Annotated in this window: 11 protein-coding genes and 1 riboswitch; of the genes, 9 read left to right on the plus strand and 2 right to left on the minus strand. The window is 34.0% G+C overall.

Annotated features, from left to right (window positions below):
• Window positions 1–18 precede the first annotated feature (18 nt).
• The 8 genes from proC to argH all read left to right on the plus strand — a co-directional run bounded on the left by proC (window position 19) and on the right by argH (window position 8,243).
• Window positions 19–813: a pyrroline-5-carboxylate reductase gene (gene proC, locus AC2D6V_RS06850; RefSeq protein WP_484647306.1), complete on the plus strand. Its 795-nt coding sequence runs from the start codon at window positions 19–21 to the stop codon at window positions 811–813.
• A 1-nt stretch (window position 814) separates the two neighbouring features.
• Window positions 815–1,939: an aspartate aminotransferase family protein gene (locus AC2D6V_RS06855; protein ID WP_484647307.1), complete on the plus strand. Its 1,125-nt coding sequence runs from the start codon at window positions 815–817 to the stop codon at window positions 1,937–1,939.
• 1 nt (window position 1,940) lies between these two features.
• Window positions 1,941–3,134, plus strand: a complete 1,194-nt coding sequence (locus AC2D6V_RS06860) for a glutamate-5-semialdehyde dehydrogenase (protein WP_484647308.1) — start codon at window positions 1,941–1,943, stop codon at window positions 3,132–3,134.
• A gap of 1 nt (window position 3,135) precedes the next feature.
• A complete protein-coding gene (gene proB, locus AC2D6V_RS06865; protein WP_484647309.1) occupies window positions 3,136–3,900 on the plus strand; it encodes a glutamate 5-kinase in 765 nt (254 codons plus the stop codon).
• Window positions 3,901–3,958: 58 nt separating this feature from the next.
• On the plus strand, window positions 3,959–4,897 hold the full coding sequence (locus AC2D6V_RS06870) for an N-acetylornithine carbamoyltransferase (protein ID WP_484647310.1): 939 nt from the start codon (window positions 3,959–3,961) through the stop codon (window positions 4,895–4,897).
• Between the two features lie 129 nt (window positions 4,898–5,026).
• Window positions 5,027–5,803, plus strand: a complete 777-nt coding sequence (gene argB / locus AC2D6V_RS06875; RefSeq protein WP_484647311.1) for an acetylglutamate kinase — start codon at window positions 5,027–5,029, stop codon at window positions 5,801–5,803.
• The gene (locus tag AC2D6V_RS06880) at window positions 5,804–6,874 is read left to right on the plus strand and encodes a M20 family metallo-hydrolase (RefSeq protein ID WP_484647312.1); all 1,071 of its coding nucleotides are present in this window, start codon (window positions 5,804–5,806) and stop codon (window positions 6,872–6,874) included. It abuts the gene before it with no gap.
• A 94-nt stretch (window positions 6,875–6,968) separates the two neighbouring features.
• The gene (argH, locus tag AC2D6V_RS06885; protein ID WP_484647313.1) at window positions 6,969–8,243 is read left to right on the plus strand and encodes an argininosuccinate lyase; all 1,275 of its coding nucleotides are present in this window, start codon (window positions 6,969–6,971) and stop codon (window positions 8,241–8,243) included.
• 327 nt (window positions 8,244–8,570) lie between these two features.
• On the opposite strand, the gene leuB is transcribed toward argH, so the two are convergent.
• Window positions 8,571–9,689, minus strand: coding sequence for a 3-isopropylmalate dehydrogenase (gene leuB, locus AC2D6V_RS06890; protein ID WP_484647314.1), 1,119 nt, complete (start codon window positions 9,687–9,689; stop codon window positions 8,571–8,573).
• Window positions 9,690–9,734: 45 nt separating this feature from the next.
• Window positions 9,735–10,910, minus strand: a complete 1,176-nt coding sequence (locus tag AC2D6V_RS06895; RefSeq protein WP_484647315.1) for a 2-isopropylmalate synthase — start codon at window positions 10,908–10,910, stop codon at window positions 9,735–9,737.
• A gap of 149 nt (window positions 10,911–11,059) precedes the next feature.
• Here AC2D6V_RS06895 and AC2D6V_RS06900 point away from each other — a divergent pair, with 149 nt between their 5' ends.
• The gene (locus AC2D6V_RS06900; protein ID WP_484647316.1) at window positions 11,060–12,610 is read left to right on the plus strand and encodes a hypothetical protein; all 1,551 of its coding nucleotides are present in this window, start codon (window positions 11,060–11,062) and stop codon (window positions 12,608–12,610) included.
• A gap of 76 nt (window positions 12,611–12,686) precedes the next feature.
• Window positions 12,687–12,787: riboswitch (SAM riboswitch) on the plus strand.
• The last annotated feature ends 19 nt before the right edge of the window (window positions 12,788–12,806 follow it).

Here is a 12,806-nt window from a genome sequence, read left to right on the forward strand (position 1 = left end):
TATTAAAATAGAAGCATTATGAAAATAGCCATTATAGGTACAGGAAATTTAGGAAGTTCAATTGCAAAGGGACTCATAAAAAACAAGTCGTTTACATCACTTTATTTAAGCGATAAAAACATGGCTGCAGTTAATGAGTTCAGCAATGAAGATTATGTTACTGTAACAAACGATAACGAATTAGCAGTAAAAGAATCTGATATATTGATTTTCGCTTTGCAACCTCGCCATATAGATAAAGTTTTAGAAAATGTTTCCTCGAGTATTACCAAAGACCATATTGTCATGTCTGTTGCTGCTGGATTCGAGATTTCTAGAATAGAAAGTATTATTGGCGATGATAAGAATATTATTAGGGTAATGCCTAATACAGCTATTTCAATTGGAAAATCAATGACCTGTCTATCGGCTAACAAGCAAGGTCAAAGTAAAATTGAATTAGCTATGAAGATCTTTAATCAGTTAGGGACTACCATGGTAATTCCAGAAGAACAAATACAAGCTGCTACGGTTATATGCGCTAGTGGTATTGCTTTTTGGATGCGTTTAGTACGAGCAACAACGCAAGGCGCAATTCAATTAGGGTTTGAAGCCGAACAAGCACACGAATTAGCAACACAAACTTGCTATGGCTCAGCTAGTTTGTTAATTGAATCTGGTAGACATCCGGAGCAAGAAATCGATCGAGTTACAACACCTAGTGGATGTACTATTGAAGGATTAAATGCCATGGAGCACCAAGGGTTAAGCTCTGCTTTAATACAAGGTATTGTAGCTTCTTTTGAAAAAATAAATCAAATTAAAAAGAATTAAAATGCCATTATTTGACGTTTATCCATTGTACAATGTAACTCCAGTTTCGGCTAAGGGAATTCATGTATATGATGAAAATGGAACAGAATATTTAGACCTTTATGGCGGTCATGCTGTTATTTCAATTGGGCATGCGCATCCAAATTATATCAAGGCTGTTACTAGTCAGGTTTCAAAACTTGGGTTTTATTCGAATGCCATTCAGAATCCCCTACAGAAACAATTAGCAGATAAAATTGAAGCGCTTTCTGGGTGCAAAGACTACGAGTTATTTTTATGTAACTCAGGTGCCGAAGCCAATGAAAATGCTTTAAAATTAGCCTCATTCAAAACAGGGAAAGCTAGAGTTGTTGCTTTTAAAAATGGATTTCATGGGCGTACTTCGGCTGCTGTTGCTGCTACCGATAATAAAAATATTATTGCGCCTATTAATGCTCAACAAGCAGTTTCTATACTACCTTTAAATGACATTGAAGGTGTTAAGACTGAATTAGAAAAAGACGATGTATGTGCGGTTATTGTTGAATTTATCCAAGGTGTGGGTGGATTAGATCAAGCAACAGCAGAGTTCTTTGAAGAAGTTAATAAATTGTGTAAAGCTAATAATACCATGTTTATTGCCGATGAGGTCCAATCGGGTTATGGACGTTCAGGTAAATTCTTTGCCTTTCAGCATTATGACGTAACACCAGATATTATTTCCATAGCAAAAGGAATGGGTAATGGTTTCCCCATAGGCGGTATTTTAATTCATCCAGATATAGAATCTAAATACGGCATGTTAGGTACTACGTTTGGTGGTAATCATTTGGCGTGTGCAGCTGGATTAGCAGTTTTAAATACCATTGAAGATGAAAATTTAATAGACAATGTAAATGTGATATCTGCATATTTCATTTCAATAGCTAAAACGATTCCGCAGATAAAAAATATTAAAGGACGCGGCTTAATGTTAGGTCTTGAATTTGATTTTGAAATTGGCGATTTACGCAAAGAATTAATCTATAAACATCACATTTTCACTGGAGGCGCATCGAATAAAAAGTTGCTAAGAATTTTACCACCTCTTAATATTAAAAAAGAACACGTCGATCAATTTTTTGATGCATTGAAGAAAGTTTTATAAAATGAATACCTTATTATCCATAGAGATTAGAAACGCTGTTTTACTTAAAATGGCTCAACTTTTGGAGCAAGAAAGAGAGTCTATTATTTCAATTAATAAGGAAGATCTTGAGGCTTACGAAGGCGATGATATATCAATGTTCGATCGCTTAAAGGTTGACGATGCTAAAGTAGATGAAATGATTAACGCGGCTAAGCATTTAGCGTCTCAAGAAGACCCAGTGGGAGTTGAACGCTTTAGTTTTAAACACGATAATGGAATGCAGGTTTATAATAAAACAGCATCATTTGGAACTGTTTTGATTATTTATGAGTCACGACCAGATGTAACCGTTGAAGCTGCTGGAATAGCTTTTAAATCAGGTAATAAAATTTTATTAAAAGGGGGAAAAGAATCGTTACGTTCAAATTTGAAAATTGTTGAATTATGGCATCAAGCCTTGCAAGAATATGGAGCATCAACAAACTGGGTTGAATACTTGCAGTTCAATAGAACCGAAACACAGTCTTTTCTAGAAAAACCAACTCAGAAAGTAGATTTAATTGTACCCCGTGGTGGAGAAAGATTAATTGCTTTTGTGAAAGAACACGCGACTTGCCCTGTAATTATTAGTGGTCGTGGCAATAATTTTGTGTATGTTCATCAAGAAGCGGATTTAGATATTGCTATAGATGTTATTATGAATGGTAAGTCGAAAATATCGGCATGTAATGCAGTAGATAAGGTTCTAATTGATGAGAATCTTCCAAACAAAAGCGAGTTTGTAAAAACACTAATTTCAAAGTTAAAAGATTTGAAAATAGAAGTTTTAGGAGATGAAACCATTTCAAAAAATAATGGCTTAGTAGCTATTAAGTCTGATGATATTTGGTACGAAGAGTTTTTAGATTACAAGATCTTAATTGGAGAAATTGCATCTAATCAAGAGACTATCGCTATGATAAATAAGTACTCTGGCGGTCATTCATCTTCAATTATAACTACCAATGAATCCGAAGCAAAATTGTTTATGGAAAATGTTGATACTGCTGCAGTATATCATAATGCATCTACTCGTTTTACAGATGGTGGGCAATTAGGTTTAGGTGGTGAGTTAGCAATAAGTACTGATAAATTACATCAGCGGGGGCCAATAGGTTTACAGCATTTGGTAACAAATAAATGGTATGTTCACGGCAACGGGCAAATAAGATAGCATGCAAAAAAAGAAGCGTATATTACTTAAAATAGGGTCTAATACCCTAACAAAAGAAACAGATAATATCTCTAGAGGAAAAATTGAGGATATTGCTAGTCAAATTTCGCAATTACAAGATACTTGCGAATTTATCATAGTAAGTTCTGGGGCTATTGCTGTGGCAAAGCAGTTTGTAAAGTTAGAAAGTAAACGTAAAGATATTTTTGTAAAACAAGCCTTAGCATCTATTGGTCAACCGCATCTAATTCGTATTTATCAAGAAATTTTTAGAGAATATGGATTGTTGAGTTCGCAATGCTTGTTATCGTACTCAGATTTCGAGAAAGAGCAAAGTAGAACCAATATCATGAATACCATTAATGTTTTGGTAAACAATAATTATATTCCAATAATAAATGAAAATGATACGGTTGCTACAGACGAAATTCAATTTGGTGATAATGATAAACTAGGTGCTTTAACGGCGTCTCTTTTAGGTGTTGATTTGTTTATAATTGCAACCAATACCAATGGAATTTACACTAAAGAATCGATTGAGAACAACAAACCAAAAACCATTGAAGAGGTATTGGACTTTGACGAATTGAAAAAGCAAGTAGTCGGTTCTAAATCGTCTCATGGCAGTGGTGGTATGAAATCCAAAATAGAAGCGGCTACCGTTACTAAAAAAGCAGAAATAGAAACATGGATTGTAAATGGATTAAAAGATAATTTTGTTGTAAATGCTTTTGAAAATAAAGTACCGTTTACAAAAATAAAGTAACCTGAAAGGTTATGCTGAATTTATTTCAGCATCTAAATTTAATAGATAATAAAAAGAGATGAAGAACTATACATCTATACAAAATATCGACAATATTAATACGTGGATTGAAGAGGCGAAGCAATTAAAATCTAATCCACTTCAGAATAGTGCATTAGGAAAAAATAAAACATTAGGGTTATTGTTTTTCAATTCTAGCTTAAGAACCCGTCTGAGTACACAAAAGGCAGCCTTAAATTTAGGTATGAATCCTATTGTTATGAATGTTTCTGGGGATGCCTGGGGTATCGAGTTCGCCGATGGTACAGCTATGAATGGAAAAACGGCGGAGCATATAAAAGAAGCTGCAGCAGTGGTATCTCAATATTGCGATATTATTGCGGTTCGTGCATTTCCAACCTTAACCGATAAGGAGAAAGATGAAAGTGAAGAAGTGTTGAGGTCTTTCACAAAATATGCAAGTGTGCCAATAGTAAATATGGAAAGCGCTACAGGTCATCCATTACAAGGCTTAACCGATGCGCTTACAATATCAGAGCATGCTAAAACCTCAAAACCCAAAGTTGTTTTAAGTTGGGCGCCACATATAAAAGCATTACCGCACGCTGTGGGAAATAGTTTTGTGCAGGCTATGCTAAAAATGGATGTAAACTTTGTAATTGCAAATCCGGAAGGTTACGATCTGAATCCACAAATAACTGGAGACACGCCAATTTACCATAATCAGTTGGAGGCTTTTAAAGACGCCGATTTTGTATATACGAAAAACTGGAGCAGTTATTCGCAATATGGAAAAATTTTGAATATTAATGCCGATTGGATGATTACTAAAGAGAAGTTGGGAAGTGCTAAGTTTATGCATTGTTTACCAGTTAGACGTAATGTGGTTGTTGAAGATGCGGTTTTAGATAGTGATAGCTCACTAGTTATAGAACAAGCTAATAATAGAACATACGCAGCACAATTAGTTTTGAAGAAAATATTAGAAAATTTATAAAATTTTCATCAGCCTGAACTTGCTGGTGTTGAACTGGTTTCAGTATTTCAGAATCGCATTGCATTGAGAGTATAAGCATGTCACACGCAGCGCAGTCGAAGTTCGAAACCTAAATAATAGAATAATAAAATGGAAAAACTATCCATAGTAAAAATAGGAGGGAATATCATTGAGAATGAAACATCTTTAAACGCATTTCTAGATCTATTTTCTAATCTTGAAGGAAAGAAAATTTTAGTTCATGGTGGAGGAAAACGAGCGACACATATTGCTTCCAAATTAGGTATAAAGTCTAAAATGATTAATGGCAGACGTATTACTGATGCAGATACTTTAGAGGTTATTACTATGGTTTATGGTGGTTTGGTTAATAAGAATGTAGTCGCCAAACTACAAGCGCTAAACATCAATGCTATTGGATTGACAGGAGCAGACGTGAATAGCATCAAATCGGATAAAAGACCAGTGAAAGAGGTTGATTTTGGTTTTGTTGGTGATGTAAAACAAGTAGATCATAATTCTATCGATAAACTAATACAAGCTAATTTTACGCCCGTATTTTGTGCTATTACTCATGATGGCAAAGGGCAGTTATTAAACACGAATGCAGACACCATTACTTCGCAAGTAGCTATAGGGATGAGCGAATTATATGAAACCTCAATTTATTATTGTTTTGAGTTGAATGGTGTTTTAAAAGATATCAATGATAAAAATTCTGTTTTAAAGCATATAGATTCTAATATTTATAAAGATTTGTTAGATAAAGGCATCATTGCAGATGGAATGTTGCCCAAGCTAGAAAATTGTTTTGATGCGTTAAGAAATGGCGTTAATGCAATAAATATGGGGAATACCTCTATGTTAACCCAAGAAAACGATAATTTCACAAAAATAAGCTTGTAAATGGTACTAGAGAAATTAACAAGCGATGCCATTGCACTTTTAAAAAGGCTAATAGAAACACAGTCTTTTTCTTCTGAAGAAGATGTTACCGCATCGCATATTGAAGATTGGTTTAAGAGTTACGATATGGTGTATACACGAACTAAAAATAACGTATGGGCTATCAATAAATATTTTGACGAGACTAAGCCAACATTATTGCTAAACTCACATCATGATACCGTAAAACCAAATTCAGCATATACTAAAGATCCATTTAAAGCTATTGTAGAAGATGGTAAATTATTCGGACTAGGGAGTAACGACGCCGGAGGTTGTTTGGTGTCTTTAATTGCGACGTTCACATATTATTATAATCACGAAAATTTAAAATATAACATCGTTATTGTCGCTTCAGCGGAAGAAGAAAGCAGTGGTCCCGATGGGCTAAATAGTATGTTGTCTATAATTCCTGAAGTCGCTGTGGCTATTATTGGAGAGCCAACGTTAATGAATTTAGCAGTAGCTGAAAAAGGTCTCGTAGTTTTTGATGCCATAGTAACAGGAACACCGAGTCATGCAGCGCATCCAAATAACGACAATGTTATTTACAATACGATTGCTGTTTTAAATTGGTTTAAAGATTTTAAATTCGAAAAAGGATCAAAAGCTTTAGGTGATGTAAAACTAACAGTCACTCAAATAAAAGCGGGCAAACAGCATAATGCAGTGCCTGCCGATTTAGAATTAGTAATTGATGTTCGCGTGAATGATGCTTATAGTAATACTGAAATAGCAGAAATTTTAAAAAAAGAAGCGCCAGTTTCAAGTATTACACCACGTAGTTTACGGCTTAATTCGTCGTCAATTCCAACAGATCACGAATTGGTGAAAGCAGGAATCGAAATAGGTAGAACAACCTACGGGTCGCCAACATTATCTGACCAAGCGGTATTGTCCTGTCCAAGTTTAAAACTAGGCCCTGGAGATAGCACCCGATCGCATTCAGCAGACGAATTTATTTATGTAAACGAAATAGAAGAAGGCATTAAGATATATGTTGAATTGTTGAAACGAGTTATTGTTCAATAATTTTGTCATTCCCGCGAAGGCGGGAATCTGTAAAATATTAGTATAGAATAAACAAGAGATTTCCATCTACATGGAAATAAAAAAAGTATTATTTATGAAACTCTGGGAGAAAGGCATATCAATAGATAAAAAGATAGAACAATTTACTGTTGGAAACGATAGAGAGATTGATATTCATATAGCAAAGTACGATGTTATTGCATCTAAAGCGCATGCAAAAATGCTTCAGAAGATCGGTATTATTACCGTTGAAGAATTAGTAGAATTGTTAAGTGGATTACAAGTTTTAGAAAAACAAATAGAGGAAGGTGGTTTTATTATTGATGCACAGTTTGAAGATGTACATTCCAAAATTGAGTTCGAACTAACAAAATCTTTAGGCGAAGTTGGGAAAAAGATTCATACAGCAAGATCTAGAAACGATCAGGTTTTAGTAGCACTTAATTTGTATTACAAAGAGAATTTAGGAGAAGTTAAAGAAAAAACAGAAATGCTTTTTAATACACTTTTAGACTTAGCCGAAACTTATAAAAATAAAGTACTTCCTGGTTACACACATTTACAAGTGGCTATGCCATCCTCATTCGGATTATGGTTTTCTGCCTATGCAGAACTCATGATTGATGATGTTTATTTATTAAATGCGGCTATAAAAACAGTGGATCAAAACCCCTTAGGCTCTGCGGCTGGTTATGGTAGTTCATTCCCAATAGATAGAGAACTTACTACCAAAGAAATGAACTTTGCTACTTTAAAATATAATGTGGTTGCGGCTCAAATGGGGCGGGGTAAAAACGAGCGAACTATTGCAGCTGCGTTGGGCGGATTAAGTAATACGATGGCACGTTTTGCAATGGATGTATGCTTGTATATGAGCCAGAATTTTGGGTTTATTTCTTTCCCAGATGAGTTAACTACAGGAAGTAGCATCATGCCACACAAAAAGAATCCAGATGTTTTTGAACTCATTCGTGGTAAGTGTAATAAAATACAAGCCTTACAAAGCGAAATGATTTTAATAACTAATAATTTGCCTAGTGGTTACCACAGAGATTTTCAGTTGTTAAAAGAAAACATGATTGCAGCTTTTGAAGAGTTAAAAGACATTCTAGATATTTTTAATTACTCCATCCAGCAAATTATTGTTAAGGATATTGATATAAACGACGATAAATACAAGTATCTATTTACTGTAGATAATATTAATACGCTGGTTGTAGAGGGACAAAGTTTTAGAGAAGCTTACCAAAAAATTGGCGGACAAGTACAAGATGGCACTTATGTACCGGATACGTCTAAACAACATACCCATGTTGGGAGTATTCATAATTTGTGTTTAGATAAGATTAAGGCAAAGTTTCCTAAGTAGGAATTTATTTGACTTTGTAAATCTTTTCTGAGACCTTCGTTTAGCTACCGATAAAGTTTATTAAAACAGAACCTTATCTTAGCATTAAACGAACCTCAAATTCCACGTTAGGCATCGCAATGAACATCATTTTTGTGAAGGACAAGCAAAAAGATTGTAATGTAAAGCCCGACCAACTGCCCTGAGCGGAGTTTAAGGGTGTTGTAACCTGCCTGCCGGCAGGCAGGCGTCCAAATAATAAGAATGAAAAAAGCGCATCGGTTAAATGCGCTTTTATTAGGAATCCAATAGTTTAGTTTAATATGCTTGGTGACTAACTCAAAATAATTAAATAATCGTGGACTGTCCTAAATGTATATTTGTAAAATTCAAATTTGTTTCTTCTGGGTTATTTATATAATCTTCAATAAAATCGCCCACTTTAGTGGTTGAAATATTGTCGTATTTAGTATTTAAATCTGGTGTGGTAATTTGAAGTTTCAACGATTTGTCTACTGCCTTTCTAATAAGTGCCGCTTCATCGTCTAATCCAAAATGGTCTAACAACATCGCTGCCGATAAAATGGAAGCAATTGGGTTCGCAATACCTTTGTTGGCTGCTTTTGTATAGGCACCGTGAATGGGCTCGAACATGGCATATTTATCGCCATGTGATGCTGATGCTAGTAAGCCAATAGAACCTACAATAACGCTAGCTTCTTCTGATAGTATATCGCCAAACATGTTTTCGGTTAATATAACATCAAACTGTCTAGGGCTAATAATAAGCTCCATGGCAGCATTATCAATATACATGTAATGTAATTTTACATTTGGATATTGTGGTGATATTTCTTGTATTATTCTGCGCCAAAGTCTAGAGCTTTCTAAAACATTGGCTTTATCCACTAAAGTTAGTTTGCGCTTTCTAGTTTGTGCTGCTTTAAATGCTAAATGGGCAATCCGCTCTATTTCGAACCTGCTATATTCGCAAGTATCGGATGCCGTATTACCATCTTCACTTAGTGTTCTTTTTCCGAAATAAATACCTCCAGTAAGTTCTCTGTAAATAAGTATGTTGGTGTCTTTTATCTGCTTTTTCTTTAAAGATGATTTGTTTAAAATATCTTCATAGGCAATCACAGGACGAATATTAGCAAATAAACCAAGTTCTTTGCGAAGTCCTAAAAGCCCTTGTTCTGGACGAATTTTTGTATTAGGATCAATGTCGTATTTGGTATTGCCAATAGCTCCAAATAAAATAGCATCTGCTTTTTTACAAGTGTTTATAGTTTCTTGAGGTAAAGGGTTCCCAGTTTTATCGATAGCGGAAGCACCAACCAGAGCAGTTTTGAACGTAAATACATGGTCAAACTCCGTAGCAATAGCCTTTAAAACCTTAACGGCTTGTGCTGTAACTTCTGGACCAATACCATCGCCTGGTAAAACGGCAATATTTAATTTCATCAATTTAACTTTTTTATCATTCCCATGAAGGTGGGAATCTATCAATTAAGACGCTACAATTTCGTTATATACTTTGCTATTTTCTATTATTTGATGAATATCTGAATCGTCAACTTCTTTTTTCTTATCTGCAAAATCTAAGAAATTGGTATAGATTTCGTCTAACTGAAGTTTCGTTAATTCGTATCCAACATTTTTTGCTCTATATGCTAATGCAGCTCTACCACTACGTGCTGTTAATACTATAGCAGATTCAGTTACACCAACATCTTTTGGGTCTATTATCTCGTATGTTTCACGATTTTTTATGACACCATCTTGATGAATACCAGAACTGTGTGCAAACGCATTAGCGCCAACAATCGCTTTGTTAGGTTGCGTGTAAATACCCATGCTATCGGACACTAATTGGCTAATACCATAAAGCATTTCGGTTTGAATACTCGTGTCTAGGTCTAAGTAAGGATGTTGTTTTAATATCATAACAACTTCTTCAAGAGCCGTGTTACCAGCACGTTCTCCAATACCATTTATAGTACATTCTATTTGTCTTGCGCCGTTAATTACACCTTCAATGGAATTGGCTGTCGCCAAACCTAAATCGTTGTGGCAGTGGCAAGAAATAATCGCCTTTTCAATACCTTTTACGTTTTCTTTTAGGTACTTAATCTTAGCCCCATATTCGTGAGGTAAGCAATAACCTGTAGTATCTGGAATGTTTAAAACCGTAGCTCCTGCTTTAATGACTGCTTCACATACACGAGCTAAATATTCGTTGTCTGTTCTACCAGCATCTTCAGCGTAAAACTCAACATCTTCAACAAAAGATTTAGCATAACTCACGGCTTTAACAGCACGTTCAATAATAGCTTCTTGAGTTGATTTGAATTTATGTTTTATATGTGATTCAGATGTGCCAATACCAGTATGAATTCTTGGTATTTTAGCATATTTTAAAGCTTCGGCAGCAACTTTTATGTCGTTTTCAACAGAACGGGTTAAACCACAAACTGTTGCATTTTTAACAATTTTTGAAATTTCTTCAACCGATTTAAAATCACCTGGACTAGAAACAGGAAAACCGGCTTCAATTATATTAACACCTAGACTGTCAAGCTGTTCGGCTATAACTAATTTTTGCTCAGTGTTAAGTTTACAACCTGGGACCTGCTCGCCATCGCGAAGCGTTGTATCGAAAATTTGTACGTTACTATTAGACATTTATTAAAATATATTTTCGTATTCTTATACGAATGTATATTTTGGTTTGGTAAATGACGCTACTCCATTAATCCTTTTTACGATGTTTAACTTGTTTGTTTTATGTTTAATCAATTGAATATCAATTTATTAATAGAGTTTTTGTGACTATGACAAGAGAGCAAAAAGATAATTTATTTGTACTGGTTAAATCGCTTTCTAAATCGGAGAAAAGACAGTTTAAGCTGTATGTTGGTCGATTGGGAGTAAATGAAGACTCAAAATTCTTATTACTTTTTAATATCCTTGATAAACTAAAAGTTTACGATGAAGCGATTATTTTAAAAAAAGGGATTGTTAAAAAACAGCAATTGTCTAATTTAAAAGCACATCTCTATAAACAAATTCTTATAAGCTTGCGTCTAAATCCGTCTCACCAAAACATTCGAATTCAGATTCGTGAGCAGCTTGATTTTGCAACTATTCTATACCATAAAGGGCTTTACAAACAAAGTTTAAAAATATTAGATAAGGCCAAGAATTTGGCAGTTGCAAATGAAGAGAAAAATGTAGCGTATGAGATTGTTGAGCTTGAAAAAGTTATAGAATCGCAATACATTACAAGAAGTATTAGTAATCGCGCCGACGAATTAACTATTCAAGCCAAAGAGTTTAGTCTACAAAATGTATTGGCAAGTAAACTATCAAACTTGTCTCTACAGCTGTATGGTTTATTTTTAAAAACAGGATATGTTAAAAATGATGAAGAGCATCAAGTTATTACTAATTATTTCAATGACAGGTTACCCAAATACGATATTAATGAATTAGGATTCCGCGAAAAACTTTGGCTTTACAAATCCTATTTATGGTACAGTTTTTTAACAGTAGATTTTTTGTCATGTTATAAGTACGCATCAAAGTGGGTAGATTTGTTTTACAAGAATAAGAACATGATAGTTTTAAATCCTGTTTTTTTCTTAAGAGGAAATCATTATTTGTTAGAGGCCTTGTTTTACTTGCGTCAGTATGAAAAATTTCAAGATACACTTAAGAATTTAGAAGAAGTAACCAGAGAAAAGTGGTTTCCATTAGACGATAATAATGCTAGTTTAGCTTTTTTATATATCTACAATAATAAATTCAATTTACATTTTATTGAAGGTAGTTTTAATGAAGGTATACCGTTAATTGATGAAGTATTAGAGCAACTAAAAGGTTTTAAAAATCGTATAGATGAGCATCATATTATGGTATTTTATTATAAAATAGCTAGTATGTATTTTGGTGCTGGAGAAACTAAAAAGTGTATTATTTATCTTGATAAAATTATAAGTAATAAATCGCTTCAAATGCGAGAGGATTTACTCTGCTTTTCAAGAATATTAAATCTTGTAGCTCATTATGAAGCGGGATTAGATTATAATTTAGATGTTTTAATAAGAAGCACATATAAGTTTTTAATTAAAATGGAAGATTTATATGAGGTTCAGAAAGAGTTTATTAAGTTTTTAAGAGGTTTAGGTGATATTTATCCGCATGAAGTAAAAGGCGAATTTATTAAACTACTTAATAAGTTAAAAGAGTTCGAGAATGATCCATACCAAAGTCGCGCTTTCTTGTATCTAGATATTATTTCATGGTTAGAATCGAAAATTGAGAATAAACCTATAGGGCAAATAATTAGAAGAAAATTTAATGAAGATTCAATTAAAAAATAAAATAGTCACTAAAAAATTTGGATATTAACTTTTTCTAACTGAATATTTGTATTCACAAGTTCAATAACTTATTGAGATGTTATCAAGAAAGGCGGAGGGATTAGACCCGTTGAAGCCTTAGCAACCCTTTACCCGTAAAGAAGGTGCTAAATTCTACCCATAACGGATAGATAACTTAAGAAAATTACTTTCAGTA

Source organism: Algibacter sp. YIN40, from assembly GCF_057219435.1.